Annotated in this window: 19 protein-coding genes and 2 pseudogenes; 14 read left to right on the top strand and 7 right to left on the bottom strand. The window is 71.4% G+C overall.

Features of this window, described 5'->3' with window-relative positions:
• Positions 1-87 precede the first annotated feature (87 nt).
• A complete protein-coding gene (locus tag CSR00_RS12795; RefSeq protein ID WP_099022779.1) occupies positions 88-975 on the top strand; it encodes an inositol monophosphatase family protein in 888 nt (295 codons plus the stop codon).
• A gap of 18 nt (positions 976-993) precedes the next feature.
• Here CSR00_RS12795 and cei read toward each other — a convergent pair whose 3' ends face one another.
• Positions 994-1,644 carry an envelope integrity protein Cei gene (gene cei, locus CSR00_RS12790; protein WP_099022778.1) on the bottom strand — a complete coding sequence of 217 codons (651 nt, stop codon included), beginning with the start codon at positions 1,642-1,644 and terminating at the stop codon, positions 994-996.
• 189 nt (positions 1,645-1,833) lie between these two features.
• On the opposite strand from cei, the gene CSR00_RS12785 reads away from it, so the two are divergent.
• Complete coding sequence (locus CSR00_RS12785) at positions 1,834-2,136, top strand: DUF4193 domain-containing protein (protein ID WP_099022777.1); 303 nt, start codon at positions 1,834-1,836, stop codon at positions 2,134-2,136.
• Between the two features lie 63 nt (positions 2,137-2,199).
• Here CSR00_RS12785 and CSR00_RS12780 read toward each other — a convergent pair whose 3' ends face one another.
• Positions 2,200-2,676, bottom strand: coding sequence for a DUF3093 domain-containing protein (locus tag CSR00_RS12780; RefSeq protein ID WP_099022776.1), 477 nt, complete (start codon positions 2,674-2,676; stop codon positions 2,200-2,202).
• 25 nt (positions 2,677-2,701) lie between these two features.
• On the opposite strand from CSR00_RS12780, the gene dut reads away from it, so the two are divergent.
• Together dut and CSR00_RS12770 are read left to right on the top strand one after the other, a co-directional pair.
• On the top strand, positions 2,702-3,166 hold the full coding sequence (dut, locus tag CSR00_RS12775) for a dUTP diphosphatase (RefSeq protein ID WP_099022775.1): 465 nt from the start codon (positions 2,702-2,704) through the stop codon (positions 3,164-3,166).
• Positions 3,166-3,849 (top strand): annotated as a pseudogene (locus tag CSR00_RS12770) (DUF3710 domain-containing protein); the annotation flags it as partial. The gene dut and the pseudogene CSR00_RS12770, both read left to right, overlap by 1 nt.
• A 285-nt stretch (positions 3,850-4,134) precedes the next feature.
• Here the strand turns inward: CSR00_RS12770 and CSR00_RS12765 are convergent.
• Positions 4,135-4,833: an alpha/beta fold hydrolase gene (locus CSR00_RS12765; protein WP_099022774.1), complete on the bottom strand. Its 699-nt coding sequence runs from the start codon at positions 4,831-4,833 to the stop codon at positions 4,135-4,137.
• 149 nt (positions 4,834-4,982) lie between these two features.
• On the opposite strand from CSR00_RS12765, the gene CSR00_RS12760 reads away from it, so the two are divergent.
• Both CSR00_RS12760 and CSR00_RS12755 read left to right on the top strand, forming a co-directional pair.
• Positions 4,983-5,354, top strand: coding sequence for an OB-fold nucleic acid binding domain-containing protein (locus CSR00_RS12760; RefSeq protein WP_099022773.1), 372 nt, complete (start codon positions 4,983-4,985; stop codon positions 5,352-5,354).
• A 98-nt stretch (positions 5,355-5,452) separates the two neighbouring features.
• Positions 5,453-6,037: pseudogene (locus tag CSR00_RS12755) on the top strand (DUF3159 domain-containing protein); the annotation flags it as partial.
• Positions 6,038-6,284: 247 nt separating this feature from the next.
• On the opposite strand, the gene CSR00_RS12750 reads toward CSR00_RS12755, so the two are convergent.
• Both CSR00_RS12750 and CSR00_RS12745 read right to left on the bottom strand, forming a co-directional pair.
• On the bottom strand, positions 6,285-6,956 hold the full coding sequence (locus tag CSR00_RS12750; protein WP_099022812.1) for a potassium channel family protein: 672 nt from the start codon (positions 6,954-6,956) through the stop codon (positions 6,285-6,287).
• 58 nt (positions 6,957-7,014) lie between these two features.
• On the bottom strand, positions 7,015-7,698 hold the full coding sequence (locus tag CSR00_RS12745; protein WP_099022772.1) for a potassium channel family protein: 684 nt from the start codon (positions 7,696-7,698) through the stop codon (positions 7,015-7,017).
• A gap of 123 nt (positions 7,699-7,821) precedes the next feature.
• Here CSR00_RS12745 and CSR00_RS12740 point away from each other — a divergent pair, with 123 nt between their 5' ends.
• The 5 genes from CSR00_RS12740 to CSR00_RS12720 all read left to right on the top strand — a co-directional run bounded on the left by CSR00_RS12740 (position 7,822) and on the right by CSR00_RS12720 (position 15,601).
• Positions 7,822-9,819, top strand: a complete 1,998-nt coding sequence (locus CSR00_RS12740) for an APC family permease (RefSeq protein ID WP_099022811.1) — start codon at positions 7,822-7,824, stop codon at positions 9,817-9,819.
• Positions 9,816-10,994: a class I SAM-dependent RNA methyltransferase gene (locus CSR00_RS12735; protein WP_099022771.1), complete on the top strand. Its 1,179-nt coding sequence runs from the start codon at positions 9,816-9,818 to the stop codon at positions 10,992-10,994. Before CSR00_RS12740 ends, CSR00_RS12735 begins: the two co-directional genes overlap by 4 nt.
• A gap of 89 nt (positions 10,995-11,083) precedes the next feature.
• The gene (gene nhaA, locus CSR00_RS12730; RefSeq protein ID WP_245905976.1) at positions 11,084-12,394 is read left to right on the top strand and encodes a Na+/H+ antiporter NhaA; all 1,311 of its coding nucleotides are present in this window, start codon (positions 11,084-11,086) and stop codon (positions 12,392-12,394) included.
• 28 nt (positions 12,395-12,422) lie between these two features.
• Complete coding sequence (dxs, locus tag CSR00_RS12725) at positions 12,423-14,336, top strand: 1-deoxy-D-xylulose-5-phosphate synthase (protein ID WP_099022770.1); 1,914 nt, start codon at positions 12,423-12,425, stop codon at positions 14,334-14,336.
• Between the two features lie 95 nt (positions 14,337-14,431).
• Complete coding sequence (locus CSR00_RS12720) at positions 14,432-15,601, top strand: lipase family protein (protein WP_245905982.1); 1,170 nt, start codon at positions 14,432-14,434, stop codon at positions 15,599-15,601.
• 12 nt (positions 15,602-15,613) lie between these two features.
• Here the strand turns inward: CSR00_RS12720 and CSR00_RS12715 are convergent, their stop codons facing one another.
• Both CSR00_RS12715 and CSR00_RS12710 read right to left on the bottom strand, forming a co-directional pair.
• The gene (locus tag CSR00_RS12715; protein WP_099022769.1) at positions 15,614-17,053 is read right to left on the bottom strand and encodes an HRDC domain-containing protein; all 1,440 of its coding nucleotides are present in this window, start codon (positions 17,051-17,053) and stop codon (positions 15,614-15,616) included.
• A complete protein-coding gene (locus tag CSR00_RS12710) occupies positions 16,965-17,501 on the bottom strand; it encodes a DUF3000 domain-containing protein (protein ID WP_245905981.1) in 537 nt (178 codons plus the stop codon). The genes CSR00_RS12715 and CSR00_RS12710 overlap by 89 nt, the downstream gene beginning before the upstream one ends.
• 133 nt (positions 17,502-17,634) lie before the next feature.
• On the opposite strand from CSR00_RS12710, the gene hemE reads away from it, so the two are divergent.
• The 3 genes from hemE (at position 17,635) to hemQ (ending at position 20,836) form a co-directional block, all read left to right on the top strand.
• Entirely contained in the window at positions 17,635-18,696 is a 1,062-nt protein-coding gene (hemE, locus tag CSR00_RS12705; RefSeq protein WP_099022808.1) for a uroporphyrinogen decarboxylase, read from the top strand.
• Positions 18,697-18,703: 7 nt separating this feature from the next.
• On the top strand, positions 18,704-20,056 hold the full coding sequence (locus CSR00_RS12700; protein WP_099022767.1) for a protoporphyrinogen oxidase: 1,353 nt from the start codon (positions 18,704-18,706) through the stop codon (positions 20,054-20,056).
• A gap of 75 nt (positions 20,057-20,131) precedes the next feature.
• Positions 20,132-20,836: a hydrogen peroxide-dependent heme synthase gene (gene hemQ, locus CSR00_RS12695; protein ID WP_099022766.1), complete on the top strand. Its 705-nt coding sequence runs from the start codon at positions 20,132-20,134 to the stop codon at positions 20,834-20,836.
• The last annotated feature ends 8 nt before the right edge of the window (positions 20,837-20,844 follow it).

Raw genomic sequence — 20,844 nt, 5'->3', positions numbered from 1 at the left:
GCTGACGGTCGGCGCGCCCAACACTAGTGCGTGCTCGGCGAGTTGGTGAGTGTGTCGGTGGGTGTCCAGGTGTGTTGCGATAGAGCCGTGAGCACCCCGGAATCCGCGCCCGACCACCGCGACGTCGCGGCACTCCGTTCGATCGCCGAGACGCTGGCGGGGGAGGCGGCCGCCTTCGTGCGCCGTCGGCGCGCCGAGGTGTTCGGGACCGCGGGTGGGAGCGCGGCGCCCGACGGGGCGGTGCGGGCCAAGAGCACCCCGACGGACCCGGTCACCGTCGTCGACACCGAGACCGAACGCCTGATCCGGGACCGGCTGGCCGCGGTGCGGCCCGGCGACCCGATTCTCGGGGAGGAGGGCGGCGGGCCCGCCGAGGCCGTCGACGCCTCCTCCGACACGGTCACCTGGGTGCTGGACCCCATCGACGGCACCGTGAACTTCGTCTACGGGATCCCGGCGTATGCCGTGTCGGTGGCGGCCCAGCTCGGCGGCGTGTCGGTCGCGGGGGCGGTGGCCGACGTCGCCGCCGGGGAGATCTATTCGGCCGGTGTCGGCCTGGGTGCCGAGCTCGTGGGTCCGCACGGCCGCAGCCGGCTGCGGTGCAGCGCCGTGTCGGAGCTGTCAATGGTGTTGCTGGGTACCGGATTCGGCTATTCGCCGCAACGGCGCGCCGCCCAGGCGGGCCTGCTGGCCCGCATGCTGCCGGCGGTGCGCGACGTGCGCCGGATCGGGTCGGCCGCGCTGGATCTGTGCATGGTCGCCGCCGGCCGCCTGGATGCACACTACGAGCACGGGCTCAACGTGTGGGACTGGGCCGCCGGCGCGCTGATCGCCGCCGAGGCCGGGGCCTGGGTACGGCTGCCCCGGACCGGTACCGGGCGGGCGGAGCCGCTGGTGGCGGCGGCCCCGGGGGTCGCCACCGAGTTCCGTGAGGTGTTCGCCGGCGCGGGCGGGCTGGAAGCCCTCCCGGTCTGACCCGCGCCGGTCCGGCCCTCAGCAGCTGGCCGAGTGGATCTTCTTCAGCAGCGCGGGGTCGGCGGGTTCGGTGGCCTCGGGGCGCAGGCCGGCAAGCACGGCGTCGATGTCGTCGCTGTGGGTCAGTGTCGTGAAGTCGGTGCCCAGCGCCAGGTCGACGGAGTCGTCGGACCGCTGGTCCTCGAACAGCTCGGTGCACGGGGCCACCAACCACACCGCCGCGGCGGTGGCGCGCCCGTCGGGGCCGAACCGGATCTGACCCTGGCAGTTCAGCCGGGAATCGGCATAGACCGGGTCGTTGGCGGCGGTGGGCTGGGCGAAGCCGAGGTCGCGCAGGGCCCCGGACACCTCGGCGGCCTGTCCGCCCTGTCCGCTGGCGTTGAGTACCTGGATCCGGGTGTCGGCCAGTTTGGCCGGCATCACGTCCACCATCTCGGAGTTCGCGACGGGTTCGCCGAGCCGCGGCGCGTCGGGGTCCTCGGACTGCGGTGGCGGATTGCAGGCGGCGACCTGGTCGATCTCGGCGGGTTGGGTCAGCACGATCGTCCACACAGTGGCGGTGATCACGGCCAGCACGGCCGCGACCGCCAAACCGGGCAGCATACTGCGACGTCGGAACGGGAGACCGCGCTTGTCGAACGCGGTTCCCTCGGTGATTTGCGCTACCACGCCTGCACTCTAGAGGCAGCTCAAAGCCAGCGCACGCACCACTTCTCGCGGTGACGGACCGGCGCGGGCAACGGGTGTGATGTAAATCACACTTGAGATGGCCTCGTTCGGGGCACGAATCGTTTGGCGCACGCGTTCGGCACTGGTACAAAGCTGAGCTGCAAGATTCACGAGGGGAATGGGACCGAAATGGCTACCGACTATGACGCCCCACGGCGCTCCGAGACCGACGACGTCTCCGAAGATTCGTTGGAGGAGTTGAAGGCGCGCCGCAATGAGGCGCAGTCGGCCGTGGTCGATGTCGACGAATCCGAATCAGCCGAATCCTTCGAGCTGCCGGGAGCGGATCTCTCCGGAGAGGAACTCTCGGTGCGGGTGATCCCGAAGCAGGCCGACGAGTTCACGTGCTCGAGCTGCTTTCTGGTACAGCACCGCAGCCGCCTGGCCAGCGAGAAGAACGGCGTGATGATCTGTAACGACTGCGCGGCGTGACACTGGTGACGGCGGCCGGACAACGGCCGGCCGCCGGTCGCCGGTCGCCCGTGTGGTGCGCGCTCAGCTGCGCAGGGCGGAGAGCACCCGCTCGGGGTGGCGGCAGCTGATCAGCCAGTACGGGGTGGGATCGTCGGGGTCGTCGAGGACGACCAGGACCATCGGGCCGACCCATGCGCGATGTATGACGAAGGCGGCGGGGTCCAGCTGGCGGCCCAGCGCCGCGGACTTCGCCGAGCGGGGGATCTCCGCCGAGCGGGAGACCACCGAGACCGGCAGATGGGCCCGACCCGCCCACAGCTCGACCCCCGTCTCGCCGGCGACGACCTTGACCTCGGTGCGGCCCAGCCAGAGCAGCGTCCCCGCGGCGACGACGAACAGCGCTGCGAACGGCACCCAGGTCGGCATGCCGCCGACACCCTGATTGACCTCCAACGCGATCAGCGCCGCCAGGGCGAAGCCGAGCGGCCACCACCACCACGGCGCCGACAGGCGCTCGCGGTAGCGAACCGTTTGGGAGGTCACGCGCGAAGCTGACACGCGGCCAAGAGTAGTCTCATGGCTCGTGTTAACCCGTCTGGCGGTCATGCGCCTGGACCCCGATCTGCCGATGCCCGAGCGTGCCCACGCCGGGGATGCGGGTGTGGATCTGTTCAGCGCCCAGGACCTCACCCTGGCTCCGGGCCGGCGGGCCCTGGTGCCCACCGGTATCGCCGTGGCCATCCCGGACGGGATGGTGGGTTTGGTCCATCCGCGTTCGGGATTGGCTGCCCGCGTTGGGCTTTCGATCGTCAACAGCCCGGGCACCATCGACGCCGGGTACCGCGGCGAGATCAAGGTCTCGCTGATCAACCTGGATCCGTCCGAGCCGATCGTGATCTGCCGCGGTGACCGGATCGCGCAGCTGCTCGTCCAGCGCGTCGAGCTGCCCGAGCTGGTCGAGGTCACCTCGTTCGACGAGGCCGGACTGGGGGACACCACCCGTGGCGACGGTGGCCACGGGTCTTCGGGAGGACATGCGAGTCTGTGATGGCATTCGGTAAACGCAAGCAAGTCGAGGAAACGCAGCCGGCCGGGGCGTCCGCGGGGGCGGAGCATCCGGCGGACGCCGACGACCTCGAAGGGCCCTTCGACATCGAGGATTTCGACGATCCCGAGGTGGCGGCGGTCGGTCGCCTCGACCTGGGATCGGTGTTGATCCCGATGCCGGAGAACGGTCAGGTGCAGGTCGAACTGAACCAGGCCGGGGCTCCCAACGCGGTGTGGGTCGTCACGCCCCGGGGGCGGTTCACGGTGTCGGCCTACGCGGCTCCCAAGAGCGCGGGGCTGTGGCGAGAGGTGGCCGGCGAGCTGGCCGAATCGCTGCGCAAGGACGCCGACAAGGTGTCGATCGAGTCCGGGCCGTGGGGGCGGGAGGTGGTCGGCACGGCGTCGGGGTCGGTGCGGTTCATCGGTGTCGACGGGTATCGCTGGATGATCCGCTGCGTGGTCAACGGCACCCACGAGAGCATCGAGGCGCTCACCGTCGAGGCCCGCACCGCGCTGGCCGACACCGTGGTGCGCCGCGGGGACACCCCCATGCCGGTGCGCACCCCACTGCCGGTGCAGCTACCCGAGCCGATGGCGGCCCAACTGCGTGCCGTGGCCGAGCAGGCCGCCGCGGCCCAGGCCCAGCAACAGGGCCAGCAGGGCCAGCCGCAACCCCCGGCTCCGCCGCAACCGCAGCCGCCGGCCCCGCCACAACCCCCGGCCCCGCCGCAACCGCAGCCGCACGGCCAGGCTCCGCCGACGGCGCAACGGCCCGCCGGTGCACCGCCGGTGGCGCCGCCGGCCGCACCGGGACCGCCTCCGCAGCCGCCCGCGGCGCCGGGCGCGGGTGCCGCCCCGCCGTCGGCCTCGGCCGCCGGCGTCCAGGCCCCGCTGGCCCGCCGCGGTGCGGCGGGCTCGGCGATGCAGCAACTGCGCGGCACGATCGGGCGCTGAGGTACCCCGCCCGCGCTACAGGTCCGCCAGCGCTGCCAGGCAGGCCCTGCCGAGCGTCGCCGGGTCGGCGCCGACCTCATCGAGCGTGACCGTCCGCAACGACGCGCGCGGTGCCGCCGACACCCACTCCACGCCGATCTCCAACGGGTGAACGGGGTCGTCGGTGGCCGAGACGATCCCCATCGGGGCCCGCAATGTCTCCAGTTCGGCGCTGGTCGGAGCCACATAGGCGGCCGCCTCCTCCATGGCGTCGGGCAGGTCTGGCCACTGGCCCAGCCACGAGCGGGCGAGCTCGTCGCCGAGCCAGCGGGGGCTGGAACCACGCATCCGGGATGCGGCCGCCACCAGCCCGTCGCGGCGCAGCTCGTGCGCTGACGCCCGCGCCGCGGCCGCGGCGGGGGCGCTCTGCGGCGAGCCGGTCCACGCCGGCATCGCAGCGAGGACGGCGACCACCTGCCGCGGGTGCGAGATCGCCCAGCCGGCGGCCACGGCAGCTCCCAGCGAAATTCCGCCGACGGCGATGGGGCCGCCGCGGGCGGCGTCGGCCAGCGCGTCGAGATACCCGCCGACCAGCCGCCGCGGATCGGGCGGACTGGCCACCGGCAGTGCGCCGACCTCGTGCAATGCCGGGCCGAACGCCCGATAGGCGTAGTCATCGTCGGAACCGGTTCCGGGCAGAAGGACGGTGGGCACCCCGCGCAGATCGACAGGCATGCCTCGATCGTGCCCAATCCCCGGCAGCGAAGTTGCGTTTACCGGCGCGTGCGGCGTGGCATTCGGGAAGTAACCGGTCTACGGTGGCGTTGCACTGTGGTTCCGAAGAGCGTGTTCCACGTTCCGCGACAGAGGAAGCAGGAGAGACCATGGCTACGGCCGAAGGTTATCTACGCCGGCTCACTCGACGGCTGACGGAGAATCCCGAACAGCGCGACGCCGAGGAACTCACCGACGAAGCAACGCACACCGGTGCCCAGCGCGCCATCGACTGCGAGCGCGGCCAGGAGGTGACGATGGTCGGCACACTGCGCAGCGTCGAGGCCAATTCCAAGGGGTGCGCCGGGGGTGTGCGCGCCGAACTCTTCGACGGCACCGACACGGTGACGCTGGTGTGGCTGGGTCAGCGGCGGATCCCGGGCATCGACTCCGGCCGCACCTTGCGTGTACACGGGCGCCTCGGCAAGCTGGAGAGCGGCGCCAAGGCGATCTACAACCCGCATTACGAGATCCAGCGCTGAGGCGCTCGCCGCCCCGCAGCCATCCCTGAGACCGGAAAGCACAGTCGTATCCCCACGTGGCCGATAAGAACCTGAGTTCGCACGCTCTGCTGGAGCAGATGGGCGGCGTCAGCGGACTGATCTACTCGTCGCTGCCCGTCGTGGTGTTCGTGCCCGTCTCCAGCCTGGCGGGCCTGCAGGCCGCCATCCTGTCCGCACTGGGAGTGGCCGCCGCGGTGCTGGTGTGGCGGCTGGCCCGGCGGGAATCCGCACAACCTGCGATATCGGGTTTCATCGGTGTCGGCTTCTGCGCATTGATCGCCTACTTGCTCGGCGAGGCCAAGGGCTACTTCCTGCTGGGCATCTGGATGTCGTTGTTCTGGGCGGTGGTGTTCGGGGTCTCGATCCTCGTCCGGCGCCCGGCCGTCGGCTACATCTGGAACTGGGTCAACAAACACGACGGATCCTGGCGGTCGGTCCGCCGGGCGGTCACCGCGTTCGACATCGCGACAGGCACCTGGGTGCTGGTGTTCGCCGCCCGGTTCATCGTCCAGCATCACCTCTACGACGCCGACCAGACCGGTTGGCTGGGGGTGGCCCGCATCGCCATGGGCTGGCCGCTGGCCGCGGTGGCCGCGGTGGCCACCTATGTCGCGATCAAAGCGGCCCAGCGTGCCGTGCACGCCGCCCACGACCGTGCCGTGCACGCCGCCCACGACCGTGCCGTGCACGCCGCCCACCACGAGCACCACGGTCCGCCGGGTGCCAGCGCCGGCGACAGCGCGGCCGAGACGGACGGCGTTTCGGCTCCGCCGAGCGGTATCGGCGTTTCGGCTCCGCCGAGCGGTGTTGACGTTTCGGCTCCGCCGAGTGGTGACGGCAGCTCGGCCCCGCCGACGCTGGAAGACCGTGTCTAGTCCGGACGTCTAGTCCGGACGTCTGGTCCGGCGTCTAGTCCGAACCCGCCTGCGGCAGCAGCATCCGGCGCAGGTCCTCCTCGACGTCCGGCGCGGCGACGAACAACAGCTCGTCACCGCCCTCCAGGGGTTCGTCGGACTCCGGGACGATCACCCGAGCCCCGCGCAGGATCGTCACCAGCGCGGCGTCGCGGGGCAGGTCGAGCTTGCGCACCGGGCGGCCGCCCCACGGGGTGTCGTCGGGCAGCGTCAGCTCGACGAGACTGGCTTCGCCCTTGCGGAACTCCATGATCCGCACCAGGTCACCGACGGCGACCGCCTCCTCCACCAGGGAGGCCAGCATCCGCGGCGTGGAGACCGCGACGTCGACGCCCCAGGCGTCGTCGAAGAGCCACTCGTTGCGTGGATCGTTGACCCGCGCCACCACCCGTGACACCGCGAACTCGGTCTTGGCCAGCAGCGAGAGCACCACGTTGGCCTTGTCGTCGCCGGTCGCCGCGATGACGACGTCGAAGTCCTCCAGGTGAACCGACTCCAGCAGGCTGAGCTCGCAGGCGTCGCCCAGCCGCCACCGCGCCGCCGGGATGTCGTCGACGTCGATGTGGGCGACGTTGCGCTCGATCAACGTCACGTCGTGGTCATTGTCGACCAGCTCGCGCGCGATCGACCGTCCCACCGCGCCGGCCCCGGCAATCGCCACCTTCATCGCCGCCACCTCCTGGTCGCAACCGTGCTCATCGGGCGGGCGCTCGTCGGGTGAGGCGTCATCGGTCCTCCCCGGGATCGACGTCCTCGCCCGGTGGCAGCGCGGCGATCGCCATGGCCTCGGCGACGCGCCCGGACACCGCGGCGATGTACACCTGGTCACTGGCCTGCAGCACCGTCTTCGCGTCGGGCAGCAGCCCGGAGCCGAACCGGATCAGAAACGCCACCCGCGCCCCGGTGGCGCTCTCCAGCGCGGTGATCCGGTACCCGACCCAGTCCTCGTGCAGCGCCAACTCGGCCACGGCGACCGTGCCGGTCGGGTCCCGCCACTTGGTGGTCTCGGTCTCGCGGGTCAGCGCGTTGAGCAGACGGTCGGTGGTCCACGGCACGGTGGCGACCGTCGGAATACCGAGGCGCTCATAGACCGCGGCGCGCTTGGCGTCGTAGATGCGCGCAACCACCCGCTGGACGCCGAACGTCTCGCGCGCCACCCGCGCCGAGATGATGTTCGAGTTGTCGCCGGAGGAGACCGCGGCGAAGGCGCCGGCCTCCTCGATGCCGGCCCGCACCAGCACGTCACGGTCGAACCCCATGCCCAGCACCCGCTCGCCGGAGAAGTCCGGTGACAGGCGCTGAAAGGCCATGCTGTCGCGGTCGATGACCGCCACCTCGTGACCGATGCGAGCCAGACCGTCGGCCAGCGAGGCGCCCACTCGGCCGCATCCCATCACCACTACCCGCACCTGGGGTCCTTTCGACGCACTGGGCGGCCCGATACCTGTGGCGGGCATTGGGGGCTGCCCGCAAGACAGACCGTACGCGCCGAACGCTACCGCCTGGCGCGCATGGGCATACTCTTGGACCTCGTGTCCAAGGTTTCGACGGCTGCACGCAGGCTGGTGCTGGGGCGACCGTTCCGGAGCGACAAGCTCAGCCACACGTTGCTGCCCAAGCGGATCGCGCTCCCGGTGTTCGCCTCGGACGCCATGTCCTCGGTGGCCTACGCCCCGGAGGAGATCTTCCTCGTGCTCTCGGTGGCGGGCCTGACCTCCTACGCGATGGCGCCCTGGATCGGGCTGGCCGTCGCGGTCGTGCTGATGGTCGTCATCGCCAGCTACCGGCAGAATGTGCACGCCTATCCCTCCGGGGGCGGTGACTACGAGGTCGCCACGACCAACCTCGGACCCACCGCGGGGCTGACGGTGGCCAGCGCGCTGCTGGTCGACTACGTGCTGACCGTGGCGGTGTCGATGGCCTCGGCGATGTCGAACATCGGCTCGGCGTTCCCGTTCATCGCCCACCACAAGGTGCTTTTCGCCGTTGCGGCCATCCTGCTGCTGACCGCGGCCAACCTGCGCGGTATCCGCGAATCGGGCACCGCGTTCGCCATCCCCACCTACGCCTTCATGATCGGCATGCTGATCATGCTGGGCTGGGGGCTGTTCCAGATCTACGTGCTCGGTGACAATCTGCGCGCCGAGTCGGCCGGTTTCGAACTGCACGCCGAACACGGTGACGTGCTCGGGCTGGCGATGGTCTTCCTGGTGGCGCGTGCCTTCTCGTCCGGCTGCGCCGCGCTGACCGGCGTCGAGGCCATCAGCAACGGGGTGCCGGCGTTCCGGAAACCGAAGTCCCGCAACGCCGCGACCACCCTGCTGATGCTCGGCGGGATCGCGGTGACGCTGTTCCTGGGTGTCATCGTGCTCGCCATGAAGACCGGGGCCCAGATCGCCGAGCGGCCGGCCGAACAATTCGTCGGCGCCCCGGCCGACTACCACCAGAAGACCCTGGTGGCCCAGCTGGCCGAGGCGGTCTTCGACGGGTTCCCGCCGGGCCTGTGGCTGATCACCGGTGTGACGGCGCTGATCCTGGTGCTGGCGGCCAACACCGCGTTCAACGGTTTCCCGGTGCTCGGCTCGATCCTGGCCCAGGACCGCTACCTGCCCCGGCAGTTGCACACCCGCGGGGACCGGCTGGCGTTCTCCAACGGCATCCTGTTCCTGGCCGCGGCCGCCTGCGCCTTCATCATCGCCTTCCAGGCCCAGGTCACCGCCCTGATCCAGCTCTACATCGTCGGGGTGTTCGTCTCCTTCACGCTCAGCCAGATCGGCATGGTCCGGCACTGGAACCGCCACCTGCGCACCGAGCAGGACCCGGCGGCGCGCCGCCAGATGATGCGGTCGCGGATGATCAACACGGTCGGCTTCGTGTGCACCGGATCGGTGCTCGTCGTCGTGGTCATCACCAAGTTCATGGCCGGGGCCTGGATCGCGATCCTGGCGATGACCGCCCTGTTCGTGATCATGAAGCTGATCCACAAGCACTACGACACGGTGGCCCGCGAGCTGGCCGAACAGGAGGCCGAGCAGGCCGAGATGGTGCTGCCCAGCCGTAACCACGCCGTCGTGCTGGTGTCCAAGCTGCACCTGCCGACGCTGCGTGCGCTGGCCTACGCCCGCGCCACCCGGCCCGACGTGCTGGAGGCGATCACCGTCAGCGTCGACGACGCCGAGACGCGCGAACTGGTGCACAAGTGGCAGGACAGCGACATCTCGGTTCCCCTGAAGGTCGTCGCCTCGCCGTACCGGGAGATCACCCGGCCGGTGCTCGACTACGTCAAGCGGGTCAGCAAGGAGTCCCCGCGCACCGTGGTCACGGTGTTCATCCCCGAATACGTGGTGGGGCACTGGTGGGAGCAGGTGCTGCACAATCAGAGCGCCCTGCGGCTCAAGGGCCGGCTGCTGTTCATGCCCAACGTGATGGTCACCTCGGTGCCCTGGCAGCTGACCTCGTCCGAGCGGGTGCGCAGCACACTGCGGCCGGGCAACGCGCCGGGCGACACCCGCCGGGGCCTGCTGGGGTGAGCGCGGGTCTGCTGACTTTGCAGGTGGGGCCGGCCGCCAACGGCGGCAGCTGCGTGGCCCGCCACTACGGGCGGGTGGTCTTCGTCCGCTACGCGTTGCCGGGGGAGACGGTGCGCGCCCGCGTCACCGACGAACGCGGATCCTACTGGCAGGCCGACGCGCTGGAGATCGTCGAAGCCGCACCGGAGCGTATCGACCCGCTGTGCCCCATCGCCGGGGTGGGCGGCGCCGGCTGCTGCGACCTGTCGTTCATCGACCCCGCCGCGCTGCGCCGGCTCAAGGGCGAGGTGGTGGCCAACCAGTTGCACCGGCTCGGCGGCTACCAGTGGCAGGGTGCGGCCCGCGCCGTGGGCGCCGGCGCGGCCACCGGCTGGCGCACCCGGGTGCGCCTGGCGGTGGGCGGCGACGGGCGCCCCGGGTTCCACCGCTACCACAGTGCCGAGCTGGTCACCGACCTGCGATGCGGTCAGCTCAGCGCCGGCATGCTCGACGGTCTGCCGGCCCCGTTGCCGGAGCGCACCGGCCAGCTGTACGTGGTCGTCGACGACGACGGCACCCGGCACGTGGTGTCGTCGGCGGAGGGCCGGCGGCCCCGGGTGGTGGAGGGCTCCTACGACACCGTCCAGCGGGTCGGTGGGCGTGCATGGCAGCTGCCGGCGACCGCGTTCTGGCAGGCCCACCGCGACGCGGCGAACACCTACAGCGCGCTGGTGGCCGACTGGGCGCGCCCCGCACCCGGGATGACGGCCTGGGACCTCTACGGCGGAGCCGGGTTGTTCGCCGCGGCGCTGGGCGCGGCCGTCGGCGGGACCGGTGCGGTGCTCAGCGTCGACACGTCGCGCGCGAGCGCCCGCGCCGGCCGGCGCGCCCTGGCCGACCTGCCGCAGGTGCGTTTCGTGACCGATTCCGTACGCCGGGCGCTCGCCGACCCGCGCACGCCCGCGGCCGATGTCGCCGTGCTCGACCCGCCCCGCTCCGGGGCCGGCCGGGAGGTGGTGAACCTGGTCGCCGCGGCCGGGGTGGGGCGGGTGGTGCACATCGGCTGCGAAGCCGCGGCGTTCGCCCGTGACGTCGGGCTCTACCTCGCCCGCGGGTACCGCGTCGAACGGCTGGAGGTCTTCGACGCGTTTCCACTGACGCATCATGTGGAATGCGTCGCCCTGCTGACCCGATGACGCCCCACTAAACTGGTTGTCCAACATGGTGCGCCGGGAAGTCTGGTCGGCAGCTGTGAAGCGTGTCGTCGACTAGATGAGGTGAGAGCGTGGCCGAATCCGAATCCAGGTCCAAATCCAGGCGGATCGGTCGGCGGCTGCTCTTCCAGCGCGGCTCGTGGCCGGAAGCCTCGCGTATCGCCGAGGTGCTGCGCGACGAGACCGTCGGCGGTCTGCTTCTGCTGAGTGCGGCGGCGGTGGCGCTGGTGTGGGCCAACTCGCCGTGGGCCCCGACCTATGACGCCATCTCCGAATACGTACTGGGGCCCCGGGAGCTGCATCTCAACCTGAACATGTCGACCTGGGCCGCCGACGGCCTGCTGGCGATCTTCTTCTTCGTCGTCGGTCTCGAGCTCAAACGGGAGTTCGTGGCCGGTGACCTGCGCAACCCGGCCCGTGCGGCCCTGCCGATCCTGGCGGCCGTCGGCGGCATGGTGGTGCCGGCCGCGATCTTCGTCGCGGTCAACGTCGGGTTGAACTCCCACGACACCCTGCAGGGCTGGGCGGTGCCCACGGCCACCGACATCGCGTTCGCGGTGGCCGTGCTGGCCGTGCTGGGCAGCCACCTGCCCACCGCGCTGCGCACCTTTCTGCTGACCCTGGCCGTGGTCGACGACCTGCTGGCGATCACGGTCATCGCGGTGTTCTACACCGACCATCTCGAGCCGGTGCCGCTGCTGTTGGCCCTCATCCCGGGCACCCTGTTCGCGGTCGCCGTACAGCGCGGCCTGCACCGCTGGTGGCTGCTGCTGCCGCTGGGGGTCGCCACCTGGGCGCTGGTCCATGCCAGCGGCATCCACGCCACGGTGGCCGGCGTCGTGCTCGGCTTCACCGTCCCGGTGCTGGGCAGGCACGCGGCCACCGAACACTTCGAACACCTGTTGCGACCGTTCTCGGCCGGATTCGCGGTGCCGGTGTTCGCCTTCTTCGCCGCCGGGGTGACCGTGGGCGGTGTGTCGGGTCTGGTCGACTCGCTGCAACAGCCGGTGACCCTCGGTGTCATCGCGGGCCTTGTGCTGGGCAAACCGATCGGGATTCTGGGCACCACGTTCCTGCTGGCCCGGTTCACCCACGCCAGCCTGGACGACGACCTGGCCTGGCGTGACGTGTTCGGGGTCTCGCTGCTGGCCGGAATCGGCTTCACGGTCTCGCTTCTGATCGGGGAGCTGGCGTACGGATTCGGCACGCCCGACGGCGACCACGTCAAACTCGGTGTGCTGGTCGCCAGCGCGCTGGCCGCGACGCTGGCCGCCACCGTCCTGCTGAGCCGCAACGCGACCTACCGCAAGATCCACCGGGAAGAGACCGCCGATGTCGACCACGACGGAATTCCCGACATCTACCAAGCTCGAAGCGACTGATCCGGGTATTGGTGCGTAGACTGGCGGGATGCTTGAACAGATCCGCGGTCCCGCTGATCTGCAGCACCTTTCGCAATCACAGCTAAGTGATCTGGCTCACGAAATCCGTGAGTTCCTGATCCACAAGGTCGCCGCGACCGGCGGTCACCTCGGCCCCAACCTCGGGGTCGTGGAGCTGACGTTGGCGCTGCACCGGGTGTTCGACTCGCCGCACGACCCGATCCTCTTCGACACCGGCCATCAGGCCTATGTGCACAAGATGCTGACCGGGCGGTGCGCGGACTTCGACACGCTGCGCAAGCAGGACGGACTGTCGGGCTATCCGTCGCGCAGCGAGAGCGAACACGACTGGGTGGAGTCCAGCCACGCCAGTGCGGCGTTGTCCTACGCCGACGGACTGGCCAAGGCCTTCGAGATCACCGGGCACCGCAACCGCCACGTCGTTGCTGTGGTGGGCGACGGCGCCCTGACCGGGGGCATGTGCTGGGAGGCGCTGAACAACATCGCCGGATCCAAGCGGCCGGTGGTGATCGTGGTCAACGACAACGGCCGCAGCTACGCGCCGACCATCGGCGGACTCGCCGACCACCTGGCCACCCTGCGCCTGCAGCCCGGCTACGAGACGGTGCTGGAGAAGGGGCGCAGCGCGGTGCGCGGCGTCCCGATGATCGGCGAGCTGTGCTACCAGTGCCTGCACAGCGTCAAGGCCGGCTTGAAGGACGCGCTGGCCCCGCAGGTGATGTTCACCGATCTGGGCCTGAAGTATGTCGGTCCGATCGACGGCCACGACGAGCACGCCGTGGAGGCCGCGCTGCGCAGCGCCCGCGGCTACAACGCCCCGGTGATCGTGCACGTCGTCACGCGCAAGGGCATGGGTTACGGGCCCGCCGAGGCCGACGAGGCCGAGCAGATGCACGCCTGCGGGGTGATCGACCCGATCACCGGCCTGGCGACCGCGGAGTCCGCGCCGGGCTGGACCGGGGTGTTCTCCGACGAGCTCATCTCGATCGCCAAGAAGCGCCGTGACGTGGTGGCCATCACCGCGGCCATGCCCGGGCCCACCGGGCTGGCCGCTTTCGGTCTGCGCTATCCCGACCGGCTCTTCGACGTCGGCATCGCCGAGCAGCACGCCCTGACCAGCGCGGCCGGTCTGGCGATGGGCGGGCTGCATCCCGTCGTCGCGGTGTATTCGACCTTCCTCAACCGCGCCTTCGATCAGCTGATGATGGACGTGGCCCTGCACCAGCTGCCGGTCACGCTGGTGCTCGACCGCGCCGGGATCACCGGCCCCGACGGCGCCAGCCACAACGGCATGTGGGATCTGTCGATCCTCAACATCGTGCCGGGGATGCGGGTTGCCGCTCCCCGCGACGCCGAGCGGTTGCGTGAGGAACTTCGCGAGGCGGTGGCCGTCAAGGACGGCCCCACCGCGGTGCGGTTCCCGAAAGGCAGTGTCGGCGACGACATCCCGGCGCTGGAGCGCCGCGACGGCGTGGACGTCATGGCGGTGCCGGCCGACGGGCTCAGCGAGGATGTGCTGCTGGTCTCCGTGGGTCCGTTCGCGCTGATGGCGTTGGCGATCGCCGAACGGTTGCGTGGCCAGGGCATCGGTGTGACGGTCATCGATCCGCGCTGGGTGCTGCCGGTGCCCGCGGTCATCGGGGAGCTGGCCCGGACCCACAAGCTGGTGGTCACCCTGGAGGACAACGGGGTGGCCGGCGGTGTGGGCTCGTCGGTGTCGGCGGCCCTGCGGGGCGCGGAGATCGACACGCCGTGTCGTGACCTGGCGGTACCGCAGGAGTTCCAGCAGCACGCCTCCCGCTCTCAGGTGCTGAGCCAGATCGGGCTCACCGATGCCAACGTCGCCCGTCAGATCACGGGTTGGGTTGCCGCACTGGGTACCTCGGTGCCGGAGTCGACGGTCAGCGAGCAGCTGGACTGACCGGCCGGGCCCGGTACCGGTGTGGCCGCCCACGCCGGGCAGGCCCTATCGTGGCAGGCGTGCAACGGATCATCGCATTCCGGGCTCTGCTCGCCGTGCTGCTCACCTCCGCCCTTACCGCGGGTGCGCTGGGCGTATCGGCGGGCACCGCGGCCGCGGCTGCCCCGGACTGGTCCGGGCTCGACGCCCGCCACTACGACGGCCCGATCCCCGCGGAGGGATCCCTGATCCGCGCGGTGCCGCTGGACCCGGCCCTGTCGGTCGCCGGAGCGGGGTCGGCCTATCGGATCCTGTACTCCACCCTCGACCAGCACGACCGCCCGGCGGTGAGCACCGCCGTGGTGTTCACCCCGAAGGGCCCGGCGCCCGACGGGGGTTGGCCGGTGATCGCCTGGGCGCACGGCACCGTCGGCCTCGGCGACGACTGCACCCCGTCGGCGTTGCGGCGCAGCCCCCGCGACAACGAGTATCTATCGCACTGGCTCGACGAGGGCTACGCGATCGTGGGCAGTGACTACGTAGGGCTGGGTACGCCGGGGCTGATGAGCTACCTCAACAGCGTCACCACCGCGCACGCGGTGATCGACTCGGTGGTGGCCGCCCACCAGATGGGCCTGCCGCTGTCCCCGGAATGGGCCATCGTCGGACAGTCGCAGGGTGGGGGAGCGGCAGTGAGCAGCGCACGCTGGGCCACCGAGTTCTCGGCGGGCTCCGGGCTGGACTACCGCGGCGTGGTCGCCACCGGCACACCGGCGAACATCGAGGCGATCGTCAAGCTCGCCGGGCCGGATCTCGGGCTGGCGCTGCCGGTCGGAGGCGCCGCCAACAGTTACCTGGCCTACATCCTGGCCGGGTTCTCCGAGGCGCGGCCGGACATCGACGTGGCCAGTGTGCTCACCCCCGCCGGCCGCCACGCGGTGGCCCAAGCGCAGACCCTGTGCAAGGCGCAGCTCGACCGGGCGCTCTCGGACATGACGCTCACCGGGTTCTTCAGCGCCCCCATGGCCACCCTGCCCGGGATCGCCGAGGCGCTCGATGCCTACATGGGCACACCGACCACCGGTTATGACCGCCCGATCTTCCTCGGGGCCGGACTGCTGGACACCGACGTCCCGGCCAAGTCGTCGCTGGTGCTCTACGACCAGCTCGTGGCCAACAACCAGGACGTGACGCTCAGGATCTACCCCGCCGAGGATCACAGCGGTACCGTGCTGGCCTCGGTTCCCGACTCGACACCGTTCCTGCGCGAGCGGTTCGCGGGCTGACCCTGCGGCGCGCTACTGCGGGGGCTCCGGGGCGCTGAGCGCGGCGGTCAGCACGGGAACGGTCAGTTCGCGTTGCCAGGGCCGCGCGCCGTTGTCACGCAGGAACGCCTCGATGACATCGGATACATCCGGGGAGGTCCCGGCGCGCGTCTCCCAGTCCCAGCACAACCGCCGCACCAGCTCGGGCGACAGCAGGTTCTCCGTGGGCACGCCGACCCGCTCGGACACCGTGGCGAGGCCCTTGCGGGCGGCGTCGAGGCGGGCGGCGGCCTCCGGCTTGCGCCTGGCCCAGCGCACCGCGGGCGGCGGACCGTTCTGCGGGTCGGCCACCTGTGGAGGTTCGGGTGCGCCGCGGGCGCTCTCCAGCGCGCCCAGCCAGATCCGCGCGTTGCGACGCTGCTTGGGCCCGCCGAACACGGGCAGGGCCGTCAGCTCCTCGACGGTCTTGGGGTCGGCCAACGCGGCCGCGACGATCGCCGCGTCGGGCAGGATCCGGCCCGGGGCGATGTCACGGCGGCGGGCGATCTCGTCGCGGGCGGTCCAGAGTTCGCGCACGCCGGCCAGGGCGCTGCGCTGACGGACCTTGTGGATACCGGAGGTGCGCCGCCAGCGGTCGCGGCGCGTCGGAGCGCCGGTGTAGGTGCGCAGATGTTCGAATTCCTGTGCCGCCCAATCTGTTTTCCCCTGCTCGGCGAGGATTTCGGCGATCGCGTCGCGCAGTTCGATCAGCACCTCCACATCCAGGGCGGCGTAGTTGAGCCAGGCCGCCGGGAGCGGCCTCTTCGACCAGTCCGCGGCCCCGTGCCCCTTGGCCAGCCCGAGACCGAGCAGTCGCTGCACCATCGCGGCCAGGTTCACCCGGTCGAACCCGGCCAGACGGCCGGCCAGTTCGGTGTCGTAGAGCGACGACGGTCGCATGCCCACCTCCGCCAGACACGGCAGATCCTGGTCGGCGGCGTGCAGAACCCACTCGTCGGAGCCGAGGACCTCGGCGATCGGCGCCAGCACCGTCAGCGGATCCCCGCCGTGGCTGACCGGGTCGATGAGCACCGTGCCGGCCCCGGCGCGTCGGATCTGGATCAGGTAGGCGCGGTTGGAGTAGCGGAACCCCGATGCCCGCTCGGCGTCGACGGCGAAGGCGCCGCGACCGCCGGACAGCAGCTCGGCGGCCGCGGCGATCTCGTGAGCCGTCACCGAGACCGCGGGCACACCGTCGGCCGGCGCCGACAACGGCACTGGTTCTGGCACTGGTTCTGGCACTGGTTCTGGCACTGGTTCCGGCACTGGTTCCGGCACCGGTTCCGGGGACGGCGCCAGCTCGGGTTCGGGCGCGTTCGGCGCGCCGGGTTCCGGTTCGGTCATCTCAGGCGCGCGACCGTGACCCGAGGTCGGTGACACCCACCGGCGGCAGGCCGGCGGCATGCTCGAGCACCTCGCAGAAGGCCTGCACATGGAAGCCCAGTTCGAGCGTGGTGGCCGTCCAGGACGCCCGCAGTTCGAGCTGGTGGGCCCGCGGAGGGCCGGAGATGTCGCCGTAGCGGACCGAGGTCGTCGCCGTCACGGTGCCCCCGAGCGCGGTGAAGTGGTCTGCCCGTGTCTCCAACGCGTCGACCAGCCAACTCCACGCCACCTCCGGCAGCAGCGGATCGATCGCCTCGCTGGAGTCCAGGTCGGCCTGGATGTAGGCGACCAGGCGCATCGTGCCGTCCCAGGCGTCGGACCCTTCGGGGTCGTGCAGCAGGATCAGCCGGCCGAACGCGTCACCGTCGGACTGTTCGGGGACGTCGGGCACCTCGGGATGCCTGACCTCGGCGCCGACCGCATAGCTGTAGGGCGCGAGTCGTTGCGGGGGGCGGATGGGTCCCAGCTCGATCTCGGGCCGCACGGTCACGGCGCTCATCGCCGCCACCGCGGACCGGAATTCAGCCGGTTCGGCAGAGGTCACACCAATTCACGCTAGACCCATCGGCGCAGCTACGGGAGCAGGCGCGCCGGGTTTGGGGCCGACGGTGCGCAATGGCAGCATGGACGCGGTGAGCATCCGCCGCGCGCTGCCCGAGTCGCCGTACCTGGCCGCCGCTTCCGGCCGCAAACCCTCCCGGACCCCGGTGTGGTTCATGCGTCAGGCGGGCCGGTCGCTGCCCGAATACCGGGCGCTGCGCGCTCAGCACCGGATGCTGGAGGCCTGTTTCGACGCCGAGCTGGTCTGCGAGATCACCCTGCAGCCCGTCCGGCGGCACAAGGTGGACGCCGCGATCCTGTTCTCCGACATCGTGGTGCCGCTGCGCGGTGCCGGCATCGACCTCGACATCGTGCCCGACGTCGGCCCCGTGATCGCCGAGCCGGTGCGGACCGCCGGGGACGTCGCGGCGCTGCCGCGGCTGCAGCCCGAGCAGGTCGCCCCGGTGGCCCGGGCCGTGCAGCTGCTGGTGGCGGAGCTCGGGGACGTCCCGCTGATCGGGTTCGCCGGGGCCCCGTTCACCCTGGCCTCCTACCTGGTCGAGGGCGGGCCCAGCAAGCACCACGAACGCACCAAGGCTCTGATGCTCGGCGACCCGCAGACCTGGCATGCGCTGATGTCGGCGCTGACCGACATCACCATCGCCTTCCTGAAAGTGCAGGTCGACGCCGGGGTCGACGCCATCCAGGTGTTCGACTCCTGGGCGGGCACGCTGTCGTTGGCCGACTACCGGGCCTCGGTGCTGCCCCACTCGGAGCGGGTGTTCGCCGAACTGGCCCAGGCCGGGATCCCCATGACCCACTTCGGGGTGGGGACCGCCGAGCTGCTCGGCGCCATGAGTGAGGCCCTTGGGCCCGCCCCCGCCCGGGTCGTCGGGGTCGACTGGCGCACCGCGCTCAGCGACGCGGCGACCCGCGTGCTGCCCGGCACGGCCCTGCAGGGCAACCTCGACCCCGTGGTGCTGTTCGCCGGCTGGGAGGTCATCGAACGCAGCGCCCGCGCGGTGGTCGAGGACGGGCGCCGCGCACTCGACGCCGGGGCCGCCGGGCACGTGTTCAACCTCGGTCACGGGGTGCTGCCCGGCACCGACCCGGATCTGGTGACCGAACTGGTGACGCTGGTGCATTCCCTGTGAGCGGCTCGTGAGTGGTTCCTACTGTGTTGTCGGTGGCGGCATCTCGGGCCTGACCGCCGCCTACCGGCTGCGCCGGGCGCTGGGGGGCGACGCCGCGATCACGGTGTTCGACCCGGCCGACCGGCTCGGCGGCATTCTGCGCACCGAGCGGGTCGGGGGCCAGCCGATGGACGTCGGCGCCGAGGCGTTCGTGGTGCGCCGCCCCGAGGCGGTCGACCTGCTCGACGAGCTGGGACTGGCCGAGCGGCGGGTCGGCACCACCGGTGCCCGCCCGCTGATCTACAGCCAGGCCCGGCTGCACCCGCTGCCCGCCGGCACCGTCAACGGCATCCCGAGTTCGGCCCCGTCGATGTCGGGGCTGGTCGACGCGGCCACGCTGGGGCGGATGGAGTCCGAACCGGCGCGCCCGTTGGACTGGCGCCCGGGCGCCGATCCGCCGGTAGCCGGGCTGGTCGGGGACCGGTTCGGCGCGCAGGTGGTGACCCGGTCGGTGGATCCGATGCTGGCCGGGGTGTATGCCGGGTCGGCGGCCACGATCGGGTTGCGCTCCGCGGTGCCCGGGGTGGCCGCCGCCCTGGACCGGGGTGCGACCAGCCTGACCGAGGCGGTGCGCACGGTGCTGCCGCCGAACCCCGGTGGGCCGGTGTTCGGCGCCGTCGACGGCGGCTACCGGGTGCTGGTGGACGAGCTGATCGGCCAGGGCCGGTTCCGCTGGCGGGCCACCGCGGTCGAACGCCTCGAACGCGACGGGCACGGCTGGGTTCTGCGCGACGACGAGGGCGCGGTGTGCCACGCCGACGGTGTCGTCCTCGCGCTGCCCGCACCCCGGATGGCCCGGCTGGTCGCCGCGGTGGCACCGCGCACCGCGGCGGCGGCCAGCCGCATCACCACCGCGTCGTCGGCGGTGGTGGCCCTCGCGGTGCCCGGCGGCACCCCGCTGCCGCAGCAGTCCGGGGTGCTGGTGGCCAGCGGTGAGCGGCTGCACGCCAAGGCGGTCACCCTCTCCAGCCGCAAGTGGGGGCGCGGCGGCAACGTCGAACTGCTGCGGCTGTCCTTCGGCCGGTTCGGCGACGACACCGCCCGCGACACCTCCGACGAGCAGCTGCTGGCCTGGGCGCTGTCGGACCTCGCGACCCTGTTCGACGTCGAGGTCGATCCGGTGGACGTCTGCGTGCACCGCTGGCTGGAGGCCATGCCGCAGTACGGCCCCGGCCATGCCACGCTGGTCGCCGAGCTGCGCGCCGGGCTGCCGCCCGGCCTGGTGCTGGCCGGCAGCTATCTCGACGGGATCGGGGTGCCCGCCTGCATCGGCGCGGCCGGGCGCGCGGTCGCCGAGCTGACGGCGCCCCGGCCCGCGTGATCACCCGCCGGGACCCGGCGGGACGCCCGGGGCCCGCGGTCGGCGCCCACGGCGCGCCGTGGCACCATTGATGCCATGGCCCGCTTGGATTTCGATGCGATCAACGCCACCGTCCGCTACCTGATGTTCTCGGTGTTCGCCGTTGATCCGGGTGTGCTGCCCAGCGACCAGGCCGACCGGGACCGGATCGCCGACGAGACCGCGACGTTCCTCAAGCAGCAGGAGGACAAGGGCGTCGTCGTCCGCGGCCTCTACGACGTGGCCGGGATGCGCGCCGACGCGGACTTCATGTTCTGGACCCACGCCGAACGCGTCGAAGACCTGCAGGCCACCTACGCCGACTTCCGGCGCACCACCACGCTGGGGCGCTCGAGCAAGCCGGTGTGGAGCAGCGTGGCGCTGCACCGCCCCGCCGAGTTCAACAAGAGCCACGTCCCCGCGTTCCTCGCCGGTGAGGAGCCCGGAAACTACGTCTGCGTCTATCCGTTCGTCCGGTCGCTGGACTGGTACCTGCTGCCCGACGAGGATCGCCGAAAGATGCTGGCCGACCACGGCATGGCCGCCCGCGGGTACAAGGACGTCCGGGCCAACACCGTCCCGGCGTTCGCGCTCGGCGACTACGAGTGGCTGCTGGCCTTCGAGGCTCCCGAGCTGTACCGGATCGTCGACCTGATGCGCGACCTGCGGGCCACCGAGGCGCGTCGGCACGTCCGCGAGGAGACCCCGTTCTTCACCGGTCCGCGCGTCGGGGTGGAACAGCTGGTCAACGCGCTGCCCTGACCGGGGCC

This window comes from Mycolicibacterium palauense, assembly GCF_002592005.1.
Classification (GTDB): domain Bacteria; phylum Actinomycetota; class Actinomycetes; order Mycobacteriales; family Mycobacteriaceae; genus Mycobacterium; species Mycobacterium palauense.
This window is presented reverse-complemented; position numbering and strand designations above follow the sequence as displayed.